This is a genomic window from Pseudomonas sp. H11T01, from assembly GCF_048515765.1.
In the GTDB taxonomy this organism is placed as follows: Bacteria; Pseudomonadota; Gammaproteobacteria; order Pseudomonadales; family Pseudomonadaceae; genus Aquipseudomonas.
On record NZ_JBLYED010000014.1, the window covers coordinates 121213 to 144042 of the forward strand.

20 protein-coding genes are annotated in these 22830 nt (G+C 58.9%); 15 read left to right on the forward strand and 5 right to left on the reverse strand.

The window, feature by feature from the left end:
* The first annotated feature begins 14 nt into the window (after nt 1-14).
* Nucleotides 15-236 (forward strand): cbb3-type cytochrome c oxidase subunit 3, encoded by a 222-nt coding sequence (locus ACN1C3_RS19605; RefSeq protein ID WP_419117417.1) that lies wholly within the window; start codon nt 15-17, stop codon nt 234-236.
* Between the two features lie 121 nt (nt 237-357).
* On the opposite strand, the gene ACN1C3_RS19610 is transcribed toward ACN1C3_RS19605, so the two are convergent.
* Entirely contained in the window at nt 358-852 is a 495-nt protein-coding gene (locus tag ACN1C3_RS19610; protein ID WP_419117418.1) for a hypothetical protein, read from the reverse strand.
* 220 nt (nt 853-1072) lie between these two features.
* Between ACN1C3_RS19610 and ACN1C3_RS19615 the strand changes: the two genes are divergently transcribed.
* A complete protein-coding gene (locus tag ACN1C3_RS19615) occupies nt 1073-1765 on the forward strand; it encodes an aspartate/glutamate racemase family protein (RefSeq protein ID WP_419117419.1) in 693 nt (230 codons plus the stop codon).
* Nucleotide 1766: 1 nt separating this feature from the next.
* Here ACN1C3_RS19615 and ACN1C3_RS19620 read toward each other — a convergent pair whose 3' ends face one another.
* Together ACN1C3_RS19620 and ACN1C3_RS19625 are read right to left on the reverse strand one after the other, a co-directional pair.
* The gene (locus ACN1C3_RS19620) at nt 1767-2288 is read right to left on the reverse strand and encodes a GNAT family N-acetyltransferase (RefSeq protein ID WP_419117420.1); all 522 of its coding nucleotides are present in this window, start codon (nt 2286-2288) and stop codon (nt 1767-1769) included.
* Nucleotides 2289-2550: 262 nt separating this feature from the next.
* Complete coding sequence (locus ACN1C3_RS19625; RefSeq protein WP_419117421.1) at nt 2551-2991, reverse strand: carboxymuconolactone decarboxylase family protein; 441 nt, start codon at nt 2989-2991, stop codon at nt 2551-2553.
* A gap of 169 nt (nt 2992-3160) precedes the next feature.
* Between ACN1C3_RS19625 and ACN1C3_RS19630 the strand changes: the two genes are divergently transcribed.
* The 3 genes from ACN1C3_RS19630 (at nt 3161) to ACN1C3_RS19640 (ending at nt 5496) form a co-directional block, all read left to right on the forward strand.
* A complete protein-coding gene (locus ACN1C3_RS19630) occupies nt 3161-4594 on the forward strand; it encodes a PLP-dependent aminotransferase family protein (RefSeq protein ID WP_419117422.1) in 1434 nt (477 codons plus the stop codon).
* Nucleotides 4595-4696: 102 nt separating this feature from the next.
* Entirely contained in the window at nt 4697-4978 is a 282-nt protein-coding gene (locus ACN1C3_RS19635; RefSeq protein ID WP_419117423.1) for a putative quinol monooxygenase, read from the forward strand.
* 98 nt (nt 4979-5076) lie between these two features.
* Nucleotides 5077-5496, forward strand: a complete 420-nt coding sequence (locus ACN1C3_RS19640) for a cupin domain-containing protein (protein ID WP_419117424.1) — start codon at nt 5077-5079, stop codon at nt 5494-5496.
* Between the two features lie 115 nt (nt 5497-5611).
* Here ACN1C3_RS19640 and ACN1C3_RS19645 read toward each other — a convergent pair whose 3' ends face one another.
* On the reverse strand, nt 5612-10528 hold the full coding sequence (locus ACN1C3_RS19645; RefSeq protein ID WP_419117425.1) for an NAD-glutamate dehydrogenase: 4917 nt from the start codon (nt 10526-10528) through the stop codon (nt 5612-5614).
* 715 nt (nt 10529-11243) lie between these two features.
* Between ACN1C3_RS19645 and ACN1C3_RS19650 the strand changes: the two genes are divergently transcribed.
* Genes ACN1C3_RS19650 through ACN1C3_RS19660 form a run of 3 tightly spaced genes read left to right on the forward strand, consistent with a single transcriptional unit; the run spans nt 11244 to nt 13178 of the window.
* The gene (locus ACN1C3_RS19650) at nt 11244-11582 is read left to right on the forward strand and encodes an AMP-binding protein (protein ID WP_419117426.1); all 339 of its coding nucleotides are present in this window, start codon (nt 11244-11246) and stop codon (nt 11580-11582) included.
* On the forward strand, nt 11579-12808 hold the full coding sequence (locus ACN1C3_RS19655) for an MFS transporter (protein ID WP_419117427.1): 1230 nt from the start codon (nt 11579-11581) through the stop codon (nt 12806-12808). The genes ACN1C3_RS19650 and ACN1C3_RS19655 overlap by 4 nt, the downstream gene beginning before the upstream one ends.
* A complete protein-coding gene (locus ACN1C3_RS19660; protein ID WP_419117428.1) occupies nt 12792-13178 on the forward strand; it encodes a BrnT family toxin in 387 nt (128 codons plus the stop codon). Before ACN1C3_RS19655 ends, ACN1C3_RS19660 begins: the two co-directional genes overlap by 17 nt.
* A gap of 224 nt (nt 13179-13402) precedes the next feature.
* Here ACN1C3_RS19660 and ACN1C3_RS19665 read toward each other — a convergent pair whose 3' ends face one another.
* Entirely contained in the window at nt 13403-14794 is a 1392-nt protein-coding gene (locus tag ACN1C3_RS19665) for a hypothetical protein (RefSeq protein ID WP_419117429.1), read from the reverse strand.
* Nucleotides 14795-15155: 361 nt separating this feature from the next.
* Between ACN1C3_RS19665 and ACN1C3_RS19670 the strand changes: the two genes are divergently transcribed.
* The 7 genes from ACN1C3_RS19670 to ACN1C3_RS19700 all read left to right on the forward strand — a co-directional run bounded on the left by ACN1C3_RS19670 (nt 15156) and on the right by ACN1C3_RS19700 (nt 22690).
* Entirely contained in the window at nt 15156-15512 is a 357-nt protein-coding gene (locus ACN1C3_RS19670) for a hypothetical protein (RefSeq protein WP_419117430.1), read from the forward strand.
* Between the two features lie 329 nt (nt 15513-15841).
* Entirely contained in the window at nt 15842-16801 is a 960-nt protein-coding gene (locus ACN1C3_RS19675) for an AAA family ATPase (RefSeq protein WP_008150800.1), read from the forward strand.
* Nucleotides 16802-16806: 5 nt separating this feature from the next.
* Complete coding sequence (locus ACN1C3_RS19680; RefSeq protein ID WP_419117431.1) at nt 16807-17751, forward strand: DUF58 domain-containing protein; 945 nt, start codon at nt 16807-16809, stop codon at nt 17749-17751.
* The gene (locus tag ACN1C3_RS19685; protein WP_419117432.1) at nt 17748-18242 is read left to right on the forward strand and encodes a DUF4381 domain-containing protein; all 495 of its coding nucleotides are present in this window, start codon (nt 17748-17750) and stop codon (nt 18240-18242) included. The genes ACN1C3_RS19680 and ACN1C3_RS19685 overlap by 4 nt, the downstream gene beginning before the upstream one ends.
* Entirely contained in the window at nt 18235-19311 is a 1077-nt protein-coding gene (locus ACN1C3_RS19690; RefSeq protein ID WP_419117433.1) for a vWA domain-containing protein, read from the forward strand. Before ACN1C3_RS19685 ends, ACN1C3_RS19690 begins: the two co-directional genes overlap by 8 nt.
* The gene (locus tag ACN1C3_RS19695; protein ID WP_419117434.1) at nt 19308-21050 is read left to right on the forward strand and encodes a VWA domain-containing protein; all 1743 of its coding nucleotides are present in this window, start codon (nt 19308-19310) and stop codon (nt 21048-21050) included. Before ACN1C3_RS19690 ends, ACN1C3_RS19695 begins: the two co-directional genes overlap by 4 nt.
* Complete coding sequence (locus ACN1C3_RS19700; protein ID WP_419117435.1) at nt 21047-22690, forward strand: BatD family protein; 1644 nt, start codon at nt 21047-21049, stop codon at nt 22688-22690. The genes ACN1C3_RS19695 and ACN1C3_RS19700 overlap by 4 nt, the downstream gene beginning before the upstream one ends.
* Nucleotides 22691-22830: the final 140 nt, after the last annotated feature.

A 22830-nucleotide genomic window follows, 5' to 3' on the forward strand; every position in this document is an offset into this window, starting at 1 on the left:
GCCAGGAGCTGGAGATGATCGAAATCGCACTGGATGTACTGGGCGTGGTGTGTCTGTATCTGTCGGTGGAGTATTGCTTGAGGAATCAGACGGCCGAGAGCCTCGACGATGCGAGCTTGATTCCCTTTGCCGATGACCCGCAAGTGGCGCGACGGGTTGAATTGGCGACGGGCAAGACCGTCAGGGCCGTGGCGCCTGAAGAGGTGAAGCCGGGGTGGGGGAATTTGGAGGTTTGATGATCGTTCCCACGCTCTGCGTGGGAATGCATCCCGTGACGCTCCGCGTCACATCCAGAGCGGACGCGGAGCGTCCGGGGCGGCATTCCCACGCAGAGCGTGGGAACGATCCTCGGGGGACTTAACCCCGCTCGCGCGGAATCAGGCTCTGCAACTGCTGCGCCAGGAAATCCGCATCAAAGGCAAAGATATCCGGGTCTTTCAGGCCGTTGGTCTTGCGCCACTGCCAGTCGGTCGACGGCGGTTGGCATACCAGTGAGACACTGCCGTAACGCGCTGCGGTCAGGCCCATCACTGCAACAGAGATCAAACCACCTGCACCCATCACTTCCGGCACGAACTCCACGGGTTTGCCGGCAATCAGGATCGTCAGTTTCTCGGTTTTGAAGGGTGAGGTTTCGACAGGAACGCTCGGGCCTGAAGCGACATAGGCTTCACGGCTCACCTCAAGCAGGTTTGGACTTTTCACGGGTTCAAGCCACTGTTCGATATGGTTGAACAGTTCGCCGATGCGCACCGCCCAATCGGCTGATTGTGTCTCGAACACCTGCTTTTTGTGCGCTTCGCTTTCTGCGTAGTGGCGAAGCATCTCGCCCAGTTGCTTTACGTCGTCCATCGCGATGTTCCTTGGGTGAAGCATGACTGCAAGGTATTGATCATGGCAGATGCCGACAAGCTGCGTATGACTAAAACCTGGTCAGCCAGTGCCCGGCAGCTCGGGCATTAACCGAAGATGGAATTGATCGGCAATCACGGGCACTGTAAGCAGCCCACGGCAGTTTTTGCCCTGCGGGGCATTTTCTTCGAAAACGTTTTGCCCTCAACAGGAGAACAGCATGCGCACCATCGGCCTGATCGGCGGCATGAGCTGGGAGTCCAGCGCCGAGTATTACCGCATCATCAACCAGCAAGTGCGCGACCGGCTGGGGCCGCTGCGTTCTGCAAAGTTGCTGATGTACAGCGTCGACTTCGGCCCTGTCGAACAGGCCCAACATGCCGGACGCTGGGACGACGCAGCGCTGATTCTGGTGGACGCGGCACGTCGTCTGGAGGCCGGTGGCGCCGAATGCGTCGTGCTCTGTACCAACACCATGCATTTGGTGGCCGAGCAGATTCAGGCGGCGATATCGGTACCTTTTTTGCACATTGCCGACCCTGCAGGACAGGCCGCAGTGGATGCCGGCGCCATGACTGTCGGTTTGCTCGGCACCGCATTCACCATGGAACAGAACTTCCTCAAGGATCGTCTCGCAGCCCAAGGGCTGACAGTGTTAGTGCCACACGCCCCCGAGCGCGACGCCGTGCACCGGATCATCTATGACGAGCTGTGTGTCGGGATGATCAGCGACCGCTCGCGGGAAACCTATCAACGGATCATCGAATCCCTGGCCGCTCGCGGCGCTCAGGCGATTATCCTTGGTTGCACTGAAATCGGTCTGCTGATCAAGCCGGAACACAGCTCGCTGCCGCTGCTGGACACCACCGAGTTGCATGCCCAGGCTGCCGTGGCGTTTGCCTTGGGCGACTGACTCAAGAGGCGGTTCGCGTGCGACGCAGACGCGCCATGCTCAATGCATCGACCAGGCCGCCGTCGCGAATCGCGTAGTCACGCAACAGACCTTCGGTCTCGAAGCCGAACTTGCGGTACAGCCCATGGGCGGCTTCGTTGTCGGCGTACACCGTCAGTTCCACACGTTGCAGGTTCATCCAGTTGTCGGCCACGTCCAGCACCGCGGCCAGCAATTTTGAGCCAACGCCCTGGCCCTGCCAGGCGACCGCCACACCCATGCCGATGCTGCCGCTATGGCTGCGGCGGATGCGTGAAAACTGCTCCAGGCCGCAATTACCAATCACAGTGCCTTGATGCAAGGCCACCAATTGGATCTGCCGCTCGTTGTCTGGCTCGAGGCGTTTGCGCCACAGATCGGTGGTCTGAAACGGCATCTGCAGCACTTGGCGAGCGATCGCCGGGTCGTTGTAGAGCGCGGTGATGCCGTCGACATGGGCTTCGGTGAAGCGTTTGATGACAATCATGGGGTCGGTGCTGGGCATGGTGGTTCTTCCTTGGAAAGGTAGAGTGACCACCGAGTGTAATGCGCTGATCCTCTTTGTGGCGAGGGGGCAAGCTCGCGCTGGATCGCGAAGCGGTCCTAAAATCAGCAACCGCGTTTCCTCAGGCAGAACTCATCAGTCGGGTTTACGACTGCTTCGCAGCCGATCGCGGGCAAGCCACGCTCCCACAGGTCTTGCGCATGACCTGTGGGAGCAGCCGGTCGACGCTCGATTGCTCGCGATGGCGTCGGTTCAGTCGCCATCAATGACTGGGCTGCTGCCGAAACCCGACCGCCAATCGATTCCAGCAATTGATGGTGGCAACCGCCACGGTCAAATCGACCATCTCTCGCTCGCTGAACTCGGAACGCACTGCCGTATACAGCTCATCCGGCACATTGGAGGTGGGCAGCATGGTCACCGACTCGCTCCAGGCCAGCGCAGCTTTCTCTCGTGCATTGAAGAACGGTGAATCACGCCAGACGCTGATCGCGTACAACCTGCGTTCGGTCTCGCCCTGGCGGCGGGCCTCGATGGCGTGCATGTCGGTGCAGAACGAACATTGATTGAGCTGCGAGACGCGGATCTTGATCAGCTCCAGCAAGGGTTTTTCAATAGACAGGCCAAAGGTCGCCGCCTCGAGCATGAGGATCCCCTTGAGGGCTTGCGGCGAAGCCGTGTAGTAATCCAGACGAGGTTCCATGGACGTGACCTTTGGCTGACATTCGGTCAGTCAAAGCCTAAGACCCGAGGCGCCAAGGCCCTATACCCAATTGCCGTTTTTTTACGCAGACCACCCAAACGCCGCTATCTACACGCAACGCAGGGTTACGAGTAACCTTGCACACGACCGATCGCCTTCAGGACTCCCCATGGAACTTCATGTCGTCATCAATGGCCGCAAGGACCTGGCCGAGCAGCTGTACCAGCAACTGCGGGGAGCCATCGAGTCTGGCCGGATTGCCGCCGGTGCACAGCTGCCACCCAGCCGATTGCTCGCCGAGCAACTGGGCGTTTCGCGCAAAACGGTCTCCGACACCTATGCGCTGCTGACCTATGAAAACTTCCTGATCGGCAAGATCGGTCGCGGCACCTTCGTCAATGCTCGGGCTGCCAAGGCCGAGCGCAAGCAAAGCGCGGCGGACCTGGCCTGCGCACACAGCCTGGAAAACTGGCAGAACCTGCCAGCGCCTTTGCGCCATCCAACCCTGGAAGGCACCTTGCGCTGTGAGTTCATCGGCGGCGCAACGACGCGCAATCAATTCCCCCAGGAAGAATGGCGACGCTGCACTCAGGATGCGCTACGCCGAATCGCTATCTATGGGGGGTTCTACAGCCAGCCAGAAGGCCTGCCAGCCTTGCGCAGTGCCATCGCCGGGCATGTCGCGTTCTCCCGTGGCGTGGCCTGTCATGACGACGACATCGTGGTCTGCAACGGAGCCCAGCAGGCGCTGGACCTGATCGCCCGGGTCGTCATCGAACCGGGCAGCATCGTAGCCATGGAAGACCCCGGATACACCCCGGCGCGGCTGCTGTTCACCGCCCAGGGCGCGACGGTGGTCGGTGTGCCGGTGGACGCCGAAGGTCTCCAGGTGGCATTGATTCCCGACGGCGCAAGGCTGATTTACGTCACCCCGTCGCACCAGTTCCCCCTCGGCATGCCGATGAGCCCGGCACGTCGCGAAGCCCTGCTGGAACGCGCCCGAGTGCTGGGCGCGATCGTGATCGAGGACGACTACGACAGCGAATTCCGCTATGAGGGCCGGCCCACCGACTCCCTGCAAAGTATGGATACCCGGGGCTTGGTCGCCTACGTCGGAACCTTTTCAAAAACCATGCTGCCGGAGTTGCGGCTCGGTTATGCGGTATTGCCGCCGGCGATCTACAGCGCGGTAGTCAAGGCCAAGCAACTGACCGATTGCCACACCTCGACTCTGCCGCAATGGGCGCTGGCCAAGTTCATTTCCGAGGGTTATCTGCTCAAGCATATCCGCCGGTGCCACACGGTCTATGCCGGGCGCCGGGAACGAATACTGAACCGTCTGCACGGTGATCTTTCGCCCTGGTTCGAGGTCGTGCCATCGATTGCCGGCTTCCACATGGCCGCGCTGTGCAAGGTGGAAGTGGATATCCCGTTGCTGGTCGAACTGGCGAAAAAAGTCGAAGTCGGGCTGTACCCCCTGGACGGCTTCTTCCACGACACACCGATCAGAAGCGGATTGATCATCGGCTTCGGGGCGATCGAAACACTGGACATCGACCCGGCGCTGGACAAGGTCAGGGATATTCTCAAACAGATCGCCTGATTGGCTCAGTGGTTTTCCTGCGGATTGGATATTTGTGTTGAAAGGGTCCGGCCCTACTCTTCTCCTCACGAACTCCCCCGCACATCACCCGGAGAACCTGCCATGTCCAGCACCGCGATCAATACCGTCCAGATCCAGGCCGCTCAAGGTCGTTCGGATGAACTTGGCCTGCACCTGACGCGGATTGCCGACACGCTGCGTGAAGTACCGGGCTGTCTCGACTATGCGGTGCAGGAGTGCCCGAGCACCCCAGGCTTGTGGACCGTCAATGGCCATTGGCAGACCCGTGAATGCATGGAGTCGCACTTCACACTGCCGGCGCTGCAGGGTTATATCGAGCTGATCGGCAATCACCTGGCCTGCAGACTGGACTTCAATCACTGAGCCATTGGCCTCTTGTTCTTTCCCGGGATTGGCTATTGGTCGGTCCGCAGCCAGGGCTTAGGGTGAATCACACCCCCAATCACGCAAAAGGAACCCTCATGAAAGCACTTAAGCTCGCGACCTCGATCTTCGCTGGTTTGGCCATGCTGGCCTCCCTCAGTGCCTTCGCTCATGACCCGGTCTATGGCAAGGAAAAACGCAACCTCCTGCAAGAACATGAACTGACCAACGCACCGGGCAAAAAAGCCCTGATGCTCACCGTCGAGTACGCCCCGGGCCAGGCCACGGTGCCGCATATGCACCAGGGTTCGGCCATGGCTTATGTGCTGGAAGGCGAGATCACCTCCCAGGTCAATGACGAAAAAGCCATCACCTACAAGGCCGGCGAATCCTGGTACGAAGCGGCGGGTTCCAAACACCTGGTATCGGCCAATGCCAGCGCCACCCAACCGGCGAAGTTGTTGGTGTTCATGCTGATGGATGACAAGGATGAGTTGTTGACGCCGCTGAAGAAGTAAGGACATCAATGTGTGGTGTCTGTCAGGGCTTCATCGCGAGCGCAGACGACACAGAATCTGAGGATAAAAAAAACCCCGCATCTTTCGATGCGGGGTTTTTTCATTCAGCACTCAATCAGGCAGTCTCAGCAACCACCTTTTGACCGCTCATCGCCAGGTCCGGCGTGGCAGCAACCACCGTTTGACCACTCATCGCCAGGTCAAGCAGTTCGCGGTTAGCCACCGCGTACATGGCGTAGTCAGTGCCGCTGGCGGCACGGATGTCCACCAGCATGGCGCGCCAGCGCTCGACCATGGTGTGGTTCTGTTCCAGCCACAATGCCAGACGTGCTTCCACCTCTTGCGGGGCATCGGCCATTTGCAGAACCGAGATGGTGATCGCCCGTTGCTGCCAGTCGACGTCATCACGGAAGGCTTCACGAGCCAGCGCCTGCCAGTTGTTTTCCACCGGCAGAGCACTGATCTGTTGCAGGTACCAGGTGATGTCCAGCGCACTGCCCACAGCGAAGAACGCCTTGGCTACATCGGCAGGGTTCTGACCGGTAACGTCCGAAGCTTCGATCACCGGCAGCAAGGAGTACAGGTGAGTAGTGCCTGCAACCATGCGCGCCAGCAACTCAGGTACGCCCGCTTCGACGTAGGCCTGATAGCGGGTCTGCCAGCCTTCGCGGGTCGGGCCTTCGAGCAATTCGTCGAGCTTGAGGCCCAACGCCGCCAGATGCGGACCGAAGTGTGCGACGTCACGAGCAGCGTTCTGCTCGTTGCGACGGCTGCGCAGGAACCAGCGGGTAGCCCGACGGCCCAGACGCATCAGCTCATCCATCAGCTCCAGTTGTACGTCCGCCGAAACCTGGTGATCCAGGGCTTCGATCTGACGGAACCAGTGCGGGAGGTGGAAGATGTCACGCACGATCACGTAAGCGCCAGCGACGTTCGCCGGGCTCATGCCGGTGGACTCTTTCAAGCGCTGAACGAAGGTGATGCCCATGTGGTTGACCAGATCGTTGGCGATCTGGGTGCTGACAATCTCGCGCTTCAGACGGTGACGACGCATGGCTTCGGCGAACTTGCTGACCAGGGTCGGCGGGAACGCAGTTTCCATGTCGCGCGTCAGGTAGGCGTCATCCGGCACCTGAGAGTTGAGCAGCGCTTCCTTGAGGTCGATCTTGCTGTAGGAGATCAACACCGACAGCTCGGCACGGGTCAGGCCATGGCCAGCCGCGACGCGCTCGTTGAGTTGCTCTTCCGACGGCAGGAACTCGATGGCGCGATCCAGCTTGCCGCGGCCTTCAAGGTCGTTCATCAGGCGTTTGTACTCGGCGATCCGCACGTAGGCACGACGGGCCGCCAGGGACAGGGCCTGGGTCTGCTTGTAGTTGTTACCGAGCACCAGGTTGCCGACTTCATCGGTCATGCTCGCCAGCAACTGGTTACGTTGCTTGTCGGTCATGTCACCGGCATGAACCACTTCGTTCAGCAGGATCTTGATGTTCACTTCGTGGTCGGAGCAGTCCACACCACCGGCGTTGTCGATGAAGTCGGTGTTGGAACCGCCGCCATTGAGACCGAATTCCACACGACCCAGTTGAGTCATGCCGAGGTTACCGCCCTCGCCCACGACTTTGCAGCGCAGTTCGTTGCCGTTCACGCGCAGTGCATCGTTGGCCTTGTCGCCGACATCGGCGTGGCTTTCGGTGCTGGCTTTGACGTAAGTGCCGATACCGCCGTTCCACAGTAGATCCACCGGCGCCTTGAGCAAGGCATTCAGCAGCTCGGTCGGGGTCAGCTTGTCGGCCGAGATGTCAAAACGCTCTTTCATCTGCGGGGAAATCGCGATGCTTTTTGCGCTACGGGAGAAGATCCCGCCACCTTCGGACATGATGCTGGTGTCGTAGTCCGACCAGGCCGAACGCGGCAGGTCGAACAGACGCTGACGCTCAGCGAAGCTGTTGGCAGGCGCAGGGTTCGGATCGATGAAGATGTGCAGGTGGTTGAAGGCTGCGACCAGTTGCAGCTTGTCGGACATCAGCAAGCCGTTACCGAACACATCACCGGCCATGTCGCCGACGCCCACTACAGTGATGCTGTCTTCCTGAACGTTGATGCCGCGCTCACGGAAGTGGCGCTGTACGCCGACCCACGCGCCCTTGGCGGTGATGCCCATTTTCTTGTGGTCATAACCGGCCGAGCCGCCGGAGGCGAACGCGTCACCGAGCCAGAAGCCGTAGTCGATGGCAATACCGTTGGCAATGTCGGAGAAGGTCGCAGTGCCTTTGTCCGCCGCCACTACCAGGTACGGGTCATCGCCGTCGTGACGAACCACGTTAGCCGGAGGCACCAGGCCGCCGTCTTTCAGGTTGTCGGTAATGTCCAGCAGGCCGGAAATGAAGATGCGGTAGCAGGCGATGCCTTCTGCTGCGATTTCGTCGCGACCGCCGCCCAATGGCAGGCGTCGTGGCAGGAAGCCGCCCTTGGCGCCAACCGGCACGATCACCGAGTTCTTCACTTGCTGGGCTTTTACCAGGCCCAGCACTTCGGTGCGGTAGTCTTCTTCACGGTCAGACCAGCGCAGGCCGCCGCGCGCGACGTTGCCGAAGCGCAGGTGCACGCCTTCAACCCGTGGCGAATAAACGAAGATTTCGAATTTCGGAACCGGTTTCGGCAGTTCTGGAATCAGGTGAGGATTGAACTTGAAGCTGAAGTAGGACTTGTTCTGACCGTTGGCGTCGGTCTGGTAGAAGTTGGTCCGCAGCGTGGCCTTGATCAGGTCGAGGTAGCGACGCAGGATGCGGTCTTCGTTCAGTACTTGAACGTCGTCCAGCGCGGCCAGGATTGCGTGTTCCAGACGCAGCTGCTTGTCGTCGAGGTCTTCGCTGGTCAGCTTGCGGGCCAGGTAGAAACGGGTCTTGAACAACCGGGTCAACTCGCGAGCGATATCGGTGTGGTTGTTCAGGGTGCTGGCGATGTAGCCAAGGTCGAAGCCCAGGCGAATCTGCTTCAGGTAACGGGCGTAAGCACGCAGCAACGCCACGTCGCGCCATGGCAGGCCGGCGGTCAGTACCAGACGGTTGAACCCGTCGTTCTCGGCATCGCCACGAACGATGTGGACGAAAGCGTCCTGCAACGTGTCGTTGAGCTGCTGGATGTCGAGGTTCAGGCCTTCGGCTGCGGTAAACGCGAAGTCATGGATCCAGAACTCGCGACCGGTGCTGTGACGCAGGCGATACGGGAACTCGCCGAGCACGCGCAGACCGAGGTTTTCCAGGATCGGCAGCACATCGGACAATGCCAGTGGGGTATCGGCGTGATACAGCTTGCAATGCAGCTGTTGCTGACCGGCGGTTTGCCCCAACAGCGGCTGGTAGAAGCTCATGACCAGCGGGTTGGCTTCGCTCAGGCTCAGCAGGTGTTGCATGTCGACCACGGCCGAGTGCGCAGCGAAGCGCTCGCGGTAGCCGGCCGGGAAACCTTTAGGGAAGTCGGACAGCACGTTGGTGCCGTGGGCTTCACCGAAGCTTTCGATCACCAGACTTGAGTAGTCGTCCTGCCAGCTGCGGCAGGCCTGCACCACTTCTTTTTCCAGCAGCAACGGATCGATGTCGAGACGGTTCTTCGGATCGACCCGCAGAATCAGTTGCACACGGGCCAGCACGGACTCGGAGAAGAAGGTCCAGAACTCGCAATCGGAGGCTTTCAGGCGATCCATCAGCACTTGCTGGATCTTCTGACGCACTTCAGTGGAGTAGATGTCGCGCGGCACGTAGGCCAGGCAGTAGCAGAAGCGGCCGTACGGGTCTTTGCGCAGGAACACGCGGATCTTGTTGCGTTCCTGGATCTGCACGATCGACATCACAGTGCTGAACAGCTCGTCGACCGGGGTCTGGAACAGATCGTCACGGGGCAGTACTTCGAGTACCTGAGCCAGTTCCTTGCCCAGGTGAGCCTTGGCCTGGAAGCCGGAGCGGCTTTCGATTTCCTCGACCTTGCGGCGGATGTACGGAATCACGCGCACGCTCTCGCCATACACCGAAGAGGTGTACAGGCCCATGAAGCGGCATTCCTTGATGACTTTGCCATCGGCATCGATCTGGCGGATCGACACGTAATCCGGGTAAGCCGGACGGTGCACACGGCTTGGGTGTGCAGCCTTGGCGAACGACAGCACGGTCGGTTCGCGCAGGTAATTCACGGCGTAGTCTTCGATACGCAGGTCATCGGCAGTGAGGCCGGCGCGCAGCAGTTTGGTCAGACCGAGGAAGGAGTTCTGGTCATACTCGATATGACCGCCATTCTGATCATCGCACACCACGAATTCTTCGTAGCCGAGGAAGGTGAAGTGGTTACCCACCAGCCACTCTAGAAAACTCTTGATCTCGGCCTTTTCGTCGACATTCACCGCGTACTGGCTGTTGTCGAGGTCTTCGAGCAAACCCTGGATCTTGGCTTTCATCGGCTCGAAATCGGCGACCGCGACGCGGACTTCACCGAGAACCTGTTCCAGTTCCTTGCTCAGTACATTCAGTTCAGCAGTATTGGCACAGCGGTCGATCTCCAGGTACATCAGAGATTCTTGCTGGATGTCTTCGCCCTGGGTGCCTTTTGGCAGGATTTCCAGCAGCTCGTTCTTGCTGCCGCGACGCACGCTCAACACGGTGGTTTGCAGCGTGTGAATGCTGTAACCGCGACGGTTCAGCTCGGTGCGTACCGAGTCCACCAAAAACGGCAGATCGTGGTGCAGCACTTCGACCGCGGTGTGGGTCGACTGCCAGCCGTGACGTTCGTAATCGGGGTTGTACACGCGCACTTGCGGTTGAGCGTGGTCAAAGCGCTCAAGCAGGCGCCAGGCAGAAAGGGTGCAGCCGGCGAGGTCAGACAACCGACGCTGGGTGAGTTCATCCAGGGAAATGATGCCGAAAAATTGTTCCGCGAACAGCGCCACTTGTGGCAGTGCCTGTTCACTGATGTGCTGCGCCAGTGCCGCTTGCAGTTGGTGCTGGAAGTCGGCCTTGCTGGCTGCGGTGAAGAACGCCATCTGTGGTACTCCGCTTGGGCTTGTTATTGATGGAAGCGTCGCGTGCAAACCCCTTTCGGGGCGATCCGTCACCCTGTTCCTGATTCTCGGGCAGAGGAAACAGGATGACAGGTGGGTGAAGCTGGACGAGACACTCAGGTCACATTCACCTTCCAAGAAATGGGCATCTGCAAAAACCACTGTCGAGCGCACAAACACTGTCTTTACGGGTGTCCATCAGTTGCGCAGCTTAACCAGTGCGGCAAGGCCAGTGCTTGCGATGCTGCGACATATTCGGTCATCGGTACGTAACTCGAGCGCTGCGCATCGAACAACACTAGCAGTCGCCGGCGAAAACCGCTGTTTTAAGCAGTTTTTTTGCGGTACATGCGTGCCAGAAGTGACCGACAAGCCTGATTCTGTTCACAGCACACTTTCCAACCAGAGCGGCAGGCCCCTGCTTGCGATGCTGCGACATTTTCGAACATCGGTACGTACCCGACTGAAAAAGCATCGGACTTTCTTCGAGTCAAGCCCCTGTACACCACGAAAAAACCGATCTTCTAACTGAATAGCGAAGCGATTCAGGGGCCCCATCCTTTTTTATCACTTTTCGCAGGCGTTGCTGACCGACTCCTCACATTGTCGGTGTAGATCGCGATGATGCGCGAATAAAGGCTTACCCCTGAGACAGCGCATTGCAAATGCGTTGTTATCCGTCTTACACCAATAAACCATGGAAAATTCCTACGCTTTTTTGGGCAAACACCTACTCGATTTTGGATCGCTTTATTCAAACTTTTCAAGACACTATGTCCATCAAGTTATTTCATTTCCTCGAGTGTCCGCGATGCCGACGAAAACAGTTAGCTTACCGACCCAATTCAATGACGCGACGACACTTCACGCCGTCTTTGCGAGAGTTTCTCAACAGTATCCTCACGACATAGCCGTTACCGATGGCCAGACACAGCTGACCTATCGGGAGCTGAACGAACGCGCGGAAAAGCTGGCGATATCCTTACGTAATGTCGGCGTGAAGCGTGATCAGTTGGTCGGACTATGCCTTGAATGAAATCACTGCTAGAGACCATCTACGAGTTCCCCCTGTCGGTCAAGATCTTGCTCACTCTCTCACTGGCACGGTCCGTAAGCTTTTTTGCACTGCTACCATTCCTGCCGATTTATCTTCATGAGGTGCTTAGATTCGACATAGGGCAGATTGGCTATGTGCTCGGACTCTGCCTATTGGTCGGCACGATTTCCAGCGTTTATGGTGGCTATCTCGCGGACAAGATCGATAAGGTTAAACTCTTGATCGCATTGGACCTGGGACTGTTGTTACTGTATCTGGTACTCCCGTCAACTCAGAATACGATCGTATTTCTTGTATTGCTCGTTCTCCTCAATACGGCCTCGGCCACGATCACCGTAGTAGGCAACGCCCTACTGTCGGAGCAACTGCCCCAAGAGGTTCGCGCCAAGGCCTACTCCTTGCGTTACGCGCTCCAAAACATTGGCGCCGCGATTGGACCCTTTTTGGGCGCGTGGGCGGTACGCTACGTATTCAACGCCCCCTTCTGGATAGCAGCAGCTTTCACGCTGCTGATTCTGCTACTCCTTCTGTTCTTTCGTAGCGCCTTCACGCCCGTCACGTCCGTAGCCCCCGCCGATACCGAACGAATGAAATTCGCAGGAACCCTTGCAGTGTTACGGGGGGACCAACGCCTTTTACTATTCACCCTCGGCGGCATTTTCAGCATGGCCGTCTACGGACCATTGCTGACCTACCTGTCGCAATATCTCATCGTCGTGGAAACGGCCAGTGTCGCTTACGAAACGGTGGCCTACCTCTCAGCCGCGAACGCCGTCGTCGTCATATCATTGCAGTATCTATTTGGCCGCTGGATCAAGGAGGAGAAACTCCTGGCGTGGGTGTCGCTAGGATCGGCCGCCTTCGTAGTGGGACTGATCGGCCTTTCCCTATCGCAGGAACTTTGGATCTGGGTATTCGCAATCATTATCTTCACTATTGGGGAGATCATCATCGTCCCGGCCGAATATATGTTTATCGACAAGATTGCCCCTAACCACTTGCGCGGCATCTACTTTGGCATGCAAAACCTCGTTTACATGGGAGTCGCCATTGGACCAATCGTGTGTGGAATAGCATTGAAGTATGCAATGCCTGGTGCAATGTTCTACGCCTTGATCAGCATGACGTTAATTGGCTTGTTGTTCTATTACGCTGGTTGCCGACGGGCCGAGAGCGGAGGAGAAAACCGTGTTCGTGTGGGATGAACAGAAGAACGAGAGCAACCGAACAAAACATGGCGTGACTTTCGAGACCGCCGCCCGAGTGATCGACGACCCGCTGAACGTCACATCGCTCGTCTCCTTCGAGAAAGGTGAGCCTCGCTGGCAAACCATCGGCACAGTCGACGGTGCAATAGCACTGCTCGTCGTGCACGTGATCGAAGAGAATTTCGACGGGACGGAGGTTATCCGCGTCATCTCCGCGCGACGCATCACGAATGCTGAGCGACGACAGTTTGAATCGCTCTACGACGAGCGCCGGACACAGGTACTCGGTCATGCTGCGAACCCGAATGATCGGGGTTGGTTCGGACCACGCGGATATCGCGCGCGTCGCAACGGCAACCAAGGTTAAGCGTCCATGTCCCATGCATGACGGGTTGGATTCGTGCTCAGTTTGTCCCCATAAAAAATAGGCTAAAGGGAATCCACGACGCGTAACTATCAGGTACACAAACCAGCAGAAAAACCTTCGGATTGGGGGCTGTATCCTGTGCAATCCGGATACGCCAACACCCATGATCGATGAACTGACCATGGGTGCTGATCTGGAACCAGGTTGAATAGGTGAAGATCAAGTCAGTCGATCACATCATGGACTGCCTGAAATTTACTGACGGTCGAGCAGTCGTAACACATCATTTCTACCGTCACCTTATCCATTCTGGCGTCGATGTTGCTGGAGTCGCACTCGCGACAGAACAGTTGCAGATGTCCCGACATATCCGCTCCAAAGGCCGAACCAGAAAAAAACTGCGGCACCAGCTCATCACGCCAATACACCCCAGGAGACTTCGTAAACCCGGCGCCACTGTCCTTGAGTACGACGTCATAGAGCAACCGATGCAGCGCCGACTGCGGAACACGTGAGTCTCGATACCCGCGTTTGCGCCAATGTTTGGCCAATGCATCCTGGGCCGTACCCAACATATTGCCCGGAATGGTATTGGACGCATGACTTCGCCCTTTGGAGGTGCCCGTCGCATAAAAATGCGCCGCGTTTTTTACTGCAAGCCGGGCAAAGTAATAGATCTCACTCACAGAGAAGTCTTGCAGCAACTGTCCCACTACGGACTCGGCGCGACTTTCGGCACCGAAGACAAAACTCACTTCATTGGCCAACACATGAATATATTGAATCGACTCATCCCGGGCCAAACCAAACATCAAGGCATACAGCTCACTTTTCCAAGCGGGTTGAACAAATCCCGATAAGTCCTGATACAGCGTCAGATAAAGAGCATCGCGAGCGCTTCGCTCGCCAGTTTCAAGTGCCACATTGGGTAGCCAGCGCACCGAACAAAAGTTGCAGATCTTGCAGCCCGCCGTTCGATCGAATGCCTTGATTTCCGAATCAAGATCAACCAACAGAACGCCAGCCTCATGAAGTTTTTTCAGCAAGTCTTCACAAGCGCCTTCACTGGGCGCCAAGGCTTCGTTTCTTGACGTTGCATCAAGCGGCGCGATGCCCTCTGTGCCGGGTTTACCTCCTTCAAGCAACGCGAGCAGTGAGAGCTTTTGAACAAAGCCAAGACTGGCGTAGGGTACCGGTCGGCAAAACACCCCATACCTCTTCTCCAGCTCGTTGCGGTCCAGTTGCGCTTGCGCGGCGATCTCTTGCTGCCTGACCTTGTAGCATTCAATGCAAGTGCACGCAGAGCGTCGACCGTAGTACCCGACAGGATAAAACTTGTGCTCGCAGCGTACACATTTGAAGAGGTGCCGGCCAGCTGCAGAAGTCCCCTTTGCGTGCCTTCTAGCCCACATGGGTAGATCGCAATAGGGGCATTTCAAGTCTTTGCTGAGAATCGGCGGCAACACTTTCAGTAGACTGCGAGTCGTCACGGGGATTTTGTACTCGACAATCAAATCGCTACTTTTTTCACCGGCTAGATAACGCTCATAAAGCACCTCGATTTCAGCTTCGGATAAATGCTTCACCTCATCCGCCAACTCAAAATGCTGATTCATCTAAAAAGTTCCTTTTCAGTTTTTTGCCTTCGCACTCCTTTGCGTTCGAAACGGTAAACTAAGTTATAACGAACGAACAAAACAAGAAAAAACCCAACTAAATCTTATTATTTTCACGGCCTCTGGTTACCCTACAACCCCATAGGATATTTCAAGACTAACGATAGGAATTCCCACAAGGAAATATCCCACTTCATTCAAGTATTTAATATTTTGTCAGCCAATCATTCACCAGACTCATAAAAGAAATTCCGGCTTTTTGCCCGGCACTCGATCAACACAGACCAGCAGAAAATTCTTCGGGCTGGCAGAATTGCACTTTGCTTGCCTTTACAGCGCTCCCGGAGCGAGGAACCGTCCCATGCAACTGACCACCGCTCATTTGATCGCCAACCCGTGCGATGACGAAGAAGACAACATGGCCATGCTCTGCTGCCACAGTGACAAGGGCGAGATGTTCCTGATGACTCGCTACCCCGACGAAGATGAAGTCGAGATCACCCTCGATGGCGAACCTTCTACCCTTGATGGTTTGAAAGTCACCCTCAGCGCCGATCGCCTGCTGATCGAAATCGGCGCTGGCGATACCGATGTGCTCAATGGCGACGACCATCTGGAAATCCACCATAGCACCGCGGCCTCGGACCTGCCCGAAGTCGAAGAAACCCTGCAAAACATCCTCAAAGGCACCGGCACCTATGTAAGCCAGCTCGCCTGAGTCATCGCTAAAAGATCGCAGGCTTCGCCAGCTCCTACATAGACCGCGTCCCACCCGAATTTTGATCGTTCCCACGCTCTGCGTGGGGATGTCTCACTAGACGCTCCGCGTCCGCTTCTGCGGTGACGCGGAGCGTCACGGGCTGCATTCCCACGCGCAAGCGTGGGAACGATCCCCTTATATGCACAAAAAAACCTCCATAACCCTGACAAATCCCGAAAAATCCCTGATCGCCGTTGGTCGTCACCCCCTGCGATGCATTAAAGTAACGCCCCCAGCCCTGGCGTTACTCGAACGTCTTCGGTCACCCTTTCCAGGAACAGTCATCGATGGAACATCGTGAAGCGCTGCTTGCGCTGCGAACCTTTCTTTCAACGCAGATTCTAGGCCAGGAAAAACTCATCGAGCGCTTGCTCATTGCCCTGCTTGCTGACGGCCATATGCTGGTCGAAGGCGCTCCCGGTCTGGCCAAGACCAAGGCCATCAAAGAGCTCGCCGAAGGCATCGAAGCACAGTTCCATCGTATCCAGTTCACCCCCGACCTGCTCCCCGCCGACATTACCGGTACCGAGATCTATCGCCCGGAAACCGGCAGCTTCGTGTTCCAGCAAGGACCGATCTTCCACAACCTGGTGCTGGCCGACGAAATCAACCGTGCCCCGGCCAAAGTCCAGTCCGCCTTGCTCGAAGCCATGGGCGAGCGTCAGGTCAGTGTCGGCCGCAGCACCTATGAGCTGTCGCCACTGTTTCTGGTGATGGCGACCCAGAACCCCATCGAGCAGGAAGGCACCTATCCGCTGCCTGAAGCGCAGCTCGACCGGTTCCTGATGCACGTCAAAATCGGCTTTCCGGATGCCGCCGTCGAACGGCGCATTTTGCAACAGGCTCGGGGCGAAGCCCTGAACGGTGAAACCAAGCCCGAACGTCGTGTCAGCCAACAGGCGATCTTCGCCGCACGCAAGGAAATCCTTGGCTTGTACATGGCCGATGCGGTGGAGGAATACCTGGTGCAACTGGTTATGGCCACTCGCACCCCGGCCAAGTTCGACCCGGAGATGGCCGAGTGGATCGCCTACGGCGCCAGCCCTCGAGGCTCGATTGCCCTCGATCGCTGTGCCCGCGCCCATGCCTGGTTGGCCGGCCGCGACTTCGTCAGCCCGGAAGATATCCAGGCCGTGCTGTTCGACGTGTTGCGTCACCGCATCATTCTTTCCTTTGAAGCCGAAGCCGCGGGCATCGATCAGGACCGGGTGGTCCAGCGGATTCTCGACGTCGTAGCCGTCGCTTGACCCCGATGAACGCCAGCCTGCCGCCCGAACCGGGCATCCGCGTCAGCCTCGCCGAGCTGATCGAGATGCGCCATCGCGTGCGTGAAGTGCAGTTGTTTTCTACGCCCAGCCAGCGCAGCCCGCTGATCGGCCTGCATCACTCGAAGCTGCGTGGGCGCGGAGTGGACTTCGATCAGGTGCGGGTCTATCAGGCCGGCGACGATGTGCGGACCATCGACTGGCGCGTCACTGCGCGCACTCAGGAACCACACACCAAGCTGTTCCATGAAGAGCGCGAACGGCCGATTTTCATCATGGTGGAGCAGAGCCGCCGACTGTTCTTTGGCTCAGGCCTGATGTTCAAATCGGTTCTCGCCGCCCAGGCCGCAAGCCTGATCGGCTGGGCCGCGCTGGGGCACAACGACCGGGTTGGCGGCCTGGTGTTCGGCGACAACCAGCACTACGAGATCAAGCCACGGCGCAGCAAGCAAAGCCTGCTGCAACTGCTCAACCGCCTGGTGCGCGTCAATCAGTCGCTCAATACCGAAGGTGAGCCAGACCGTGATGCCTTCGGCATCGCCCTGCGCCGCGCCCGGGAAGTATTGCGCCCAGGCAGTCTGGTGATCGTGATCTGCGATGAGCGCGCGTTGGCCGATAGCGTCGAGCAACAACTGAGCCTGCTGTCACGGCATTGCGACCTGCTGTTGCTGCCAGTGTCCGACCCGCTGGACCATGCCCTGCCTGCCGCGGGCCTGTTGCGTTTCGCCGAGCGTGGCGCGCAGCTGGAACTGGACACGTTGAACTACGACCTGCGCCAGGCCTATCGTGCTCAAGGGGAAGCGCGCATCGCCCACTGGGAGTTGCTCGCGCAAAAGCTGCGGGTGCCGTTGATGCCCTTGAGCACCCAGAGCGAAATGGTCGAGCAGCTGCGCGAATACCTGAACCCCAAGCGCCCGGGGAAAACCAAGTGAGTAGCCTGGAAGAACTACAACCCCTTATCGTCCCACCGCCGATTGGCTTCTGGCCACCTGCGCCAGGCTGGTGGCTGCTGTTGATCCTGTTGCCGCTGATCGGTTTCGGTCTTTGGACGCTCCGGCGTTTTTTACCGAGCAAACGCCCGCTGGCCCGCGCCGAGCAACCGCTTGACCCCTTGCGGGTGGCGGCTCTGGCTGAATTGGCCCAGATGCCAAAACCCTATGACGGTGCGCCCGCAGGTGCCTGGTTGCAGCAGCTCAACGGGCTGCTCAAGCGCCTGTGCCGCAACGATTATCCCTACAGCCAGAGCCACACCCTCAATGGCCGCAAATGGCTGGCGTTTCTCGACAACCGCTGTCCCGCTGCCGGCCTGACCCGTTGGATGGTGCTGGTCGAAGGCGCCTACAAACCCGAATGCAAACTCGACGACAAGGCCATCGCTGGCCTGACCCAAGCGGTCGACACCTGGATCCGCAAACATGTTTGAGTTCGCCTGGCCGTGGATCTTCGCCCTGCTGCCGCTGCCCTGGCTACTGCGGGTATTGCTGCCGGTAGCAGACAGCGGCGAACCGGCACTCAAAGTCAGCTTTCTCAGCGACCTCGAAGGTCTGGCCCGACGTCGCGCCCGGGCCAATCTGCCGGCCTGGCGTCAGCAAGCGCCGTTTATTCTGCTCTGGCTGCTGTTGTTGATCGCCGCCGCCCGCCCGCACTGGCTGGGCGAACCCTTGCCGATTGCCGCCAGTGGTCGCGACTTGTTGGTGGCGGTGGATGTGTCCGGCTCCATGGATTTCCCCGACATGCAATGGCAGGACGAGGACGTCAGCCGCCTGACGCTGGTCAAGCACCTGCTCGGTGATTTCCTTGAAGGCCGCGAAGGCGATCGCGTCGGCTTGATCCTGTTTGGCAGTAAGGCCTACGTGCAAGCACCGCTGACGTTTGACCGACGCACCGTACGCATCTGGCTCGACGAAGCGCGGATCGGCATCGCCGGCAAGAACACCGCCATTGGCGACGCCATCGGCCTGGCCCTCAAACGCCTGCGTCAGCGTCCGGCGCAAAGCCGAATACTGATTCTGGTCACCGACGGCGCGAACAATGGTGGCGAGATCGACCCGATCACCGCGGCGCGGTTGGCCGCCGCAGAAGGCGTGACGATCTACCCGATCGGCATTGGCGCCGACCCGGAGCTGAGCAGCACGCAAGGTCTTCTGGGACTCAACCCCAGCCTGGACCTCGACGAGCCGGCGTTGAAGGAAATTGCCGAGGTCACCGGCGGACGCTACTTCCGTGCCCGCGATGGCCAAGAGTTAAAGAAAATCAAGGAAACCCTCGATCAGCTTGAACCCGTTACGCAACAACCGACCCAGGCGCGTCCCGCCCAAGCGTTATACAGCTGGCCACTGGCCGCCGCGTTGCTGCTGAGCATGCTGCTGGTGATCCGCGAACGCTGGCCGGACAACCCAGTACGGCGTTTATTCACCAAGGAGCTTTTTCTGCAACAACATCCTGACTGGCGCCAGCGGCTCAAACGCCTGCGCCTGCGGAGGCGCCGATGATTGCGCTCTGGCCGCACTGGTTTCGCCCCTGGTGGCTGCTGGTCTTACCCTTGCTTGGCTGGTTGCTGTGGCAACTCTGGCACCGGCAAAAGCGCGCCGGACGCTGGCAGATGATCCTGCCCCCGGCCTTTCACGCGGTGTTGCTCAGAGGTGGTAACGGCCGCGAAAGCAAATTGCCGTGGGTCGCCCTTGGCCTGGCCTGGGCTCTGGCAGTGTTGGCACTTATCGGTCCGAGCTGGCAGCGGGTCGAGCAATCCAGTCAGAAACCGGTCGATCCGTTGGTGGTGCTACTGGAACTGACCCCGGAAATGCTCGCCACCGATAGTGTGCCTAACCGCCTGGAGCAGGCCCGACGCAAGTTGTTCGACTTGCTGCAAAACCGCAGCGATGCGCAGACCGCGATTGTCGTGTATTCCGGCAGTGCTCATACCCTGGTGCCGTTATCAGACGACTTAGCCACCAGTCGCAACCTGCTGGAAGCATTGAAGCCGTCGATCATGCCTGAAACGGGCCATCGCGCCGATCTGGCGGTGGAAAAGGCCCTGACGCTGCTCAAGCGCGGCGCCCTTGGTCAGGGCCGGATATTGCTGATCGGCTCATCCCTCACCGAACAGGAGCGTCAGGGGATTCGTCAGGCCCTCAGCGGCCAGGCGCAACAGTTTTTGATGCTGGGTATCGGCAGCAGCGAAGGCGCGCCGGTGGCTCAGGAAGATGGCATTTTTCTCAAGGATAACCAAGGCGCGATTCTCGTCTCGCGCCTGGACGGGCCGAGCCTGAAGGCCTTTGCCAATGAACTGGGCGGACGCTACCGACAAGCACGCCTGGACGATAACGATCTGCACGGCCTCGGCCTGCTCGGCGGCCCGCAAAGCTTGCGCAATGACGGCCGGACCCTGCGCCTGGATACTTGGGCCGATCAGGGCTATTGGCTGCTATTGCCACTGTTGCTGCTCGCCGCCTGTGCCGGGCGACGAGGCTGGCTATTTTGCCTGCCATTACTGTTCATGCTGCCGCAACCGACTTACGCCTTCGAGTTCAACGACCTCTGGCTACGCCCGGATCAACAGGGCCAACAGTTGCTCGAGCAACAACGCCCGGCCGATGCCGCCAGGCATTTTGAAGAGCCGCAATGGCAAGGCGTTGCGCTCTATGAAGCTGGCAATTATGTCGCTGCCGCTCAGCGCTTCGCCGAAGGCAACGACGCCTATGCCCACTACAATCGTGGCAATGCACTGGCCAAAAGCGGGGAGCTGGAAGCTGCGCTGGATGCCTACGAACAGGCACTGGATCGCCAACCGGATTTACGGCCCGCACTGAAAAACAAAGCGTTGGTGGAAAGTCTGCTTAAAGAAAAACAGGCATCGGCACAAAACGAACAGGGCAAGACCGAAGGCTCTGAGGCCGAGCAAGCCACACAAAACCCGCCACCCGGTGCAGCGACTCAACCCTCGCCAGGTGACGAACAGAAACCCGAGACGCAGAACCCGTCGTCGTCGACCAGCGAACCTCAGACACACGGCACACAGCAGCCGGGCAGTAATGAAGTGCCAGGCAGCGAACTGGGCGATGAACACACCACCACACCGCCCTTGCGCTCCGCCAAGGAAAGCTTCGACGGCGAACACCGGCAGGCGCTGGAGCAATGGCTGCGACAAATTCCGGATGATCCGGGTGAACTGCTCAGACGCAAATTCTGGTACGAACAGCAACAACATCAGGATCAGGGAAAAATTCGATGACCCGCTTCACCGCCCTCTTGCTCGCACTCCTTCTCTGGACCTGTCAGGCCCAGGCTGTGGAGCTGGTCACCAGCGTAGATCGAAGCCACCTGAACTCCGGTGAGACGGTCGAACTAACCCTCGAATCGAACGATGTCACACTGTTTGGCAAACCCGATCTGACCCCACTGGATGACCTGTTTGAAGTACGCGGAACCCGCCAGGTCAACCAACTCACCTCGTTGAACGGTGACAACCGCGCCACCACCCGCTGGATTATCACCCTGCTGCCCAAACGCAATGGCACGATTGAGATCCCGCCGCTGCAACTGGGCGACGTCAAAAGCCAGCCGATCACCCTGCAAGTGGTCGAGAGTGAAAGCCAGGACAGCATTAAAAAACTGGACCCGGTATTCATCGATGTCAGCCTCGATCAGGAGAGCGTCTATGTGCAGGCCCAGGCGCTCCTGACCCTGCGCATCTACCATTCGGTGTCGCTGTATGACGACAGCAGCCTGACACCGTTGCAAATTCCCGATGCCCGTATCGAACAGCTGGGCGAGTCGCGCACTTACGAAAAAGTCATCAATGGCCTGCGCCATGGCGTGATCGAACTACGTTACGCAGTCTATCCGCAGCACAGCGGTGAGCTGAAGATTCCACCGCAGATGTTCAGCGCGACCCTGGTCGACGCCCAGCCCTCCCAGGACTCGACATCTTTGGGGCCCAAGCAAGGCAAATTGATGCGAATCAGCTCCGCCGAGATCCTGCTGACGGTCAAAGCCAAACCTGCCGATTATCCGGCCGACGCACCCTGGCTGCCGGCACGCAGCCTGAGCCTGAGCGAAAGCTGGAGTCCGGAACCGGATCGCAGCCAGGTCGGCGATTCCCTGACCCGCAGCCTGACGGTCAAGGCTGAAGGTTTGTCCAGCGCGCAACTGCCCCCCCTGCCCGCCACTGAAGTCAATGGTCTGCGCCGGTACCCGGACCAACCGGCACTGAGCAACCAGAACGGTGAGCGAGGGCTGATTGGCAGTCGCGAAGAACGAGAAGCCCTGGTGCCGAACCGCAGCGGCCCGATTGAGCTACCCGCAGTGGAAGTGGTCTGGTGGAACACCTTTGAGAATCACCTGGAACGCACCCGCTTGCCGGCCCGCACCCTGCAAGTGGCGAACAACCCGAGCCTGATGGTTGAACCCCCCGCCGGTGGCACGCCAGCCACCTCTGCGGCCAGCAGCCCCGAACTCTGGCGCTGGCAGCTCAGCACCCTGATTCTGGCCTGCACCACCCTGCTCGGCTTCGGCCTCTGGTGGCGTGCCCGTTGGCAGCCGGCGATCCTGCGGGTGGCACAGACCGGCCCGAGCCCACGGACCCTGCTCGACGACATCAAACGCGCGAGCCTGGCCAACGACCCGCAAGCGACCCGACAAGCACTGGATGCCTGGGCCCGGCAACAACCGGAAACGCTCGCCGACATGGCGGCCCGCTTCGTACCGCTGTCCGACGCACTGGACGGCCTGAACGGCGCGCTCTACAGCGAAACCGGTCAACACTGGCAAGGCGAGGAACTGTGGCGTGTGATCCGCGCGATCCCCATCACCGAACGCGCCCAGGACCCGGTTGGCGACAGCGGCAGCCTGCCGCCGCTTTATCCGAAATAAACCTTTTCAGGTCGGGCGCGGCCCCCTGTGGGAGCGGGCTTGCCCGCGAAGAACGATGACGCGCAATGCCTGAAAAACCGCGGTATTCGCTTCGCGGGCAAGCCCGCTCCCACAGGTTCTTCATCGCCCTCAGCGTTTTT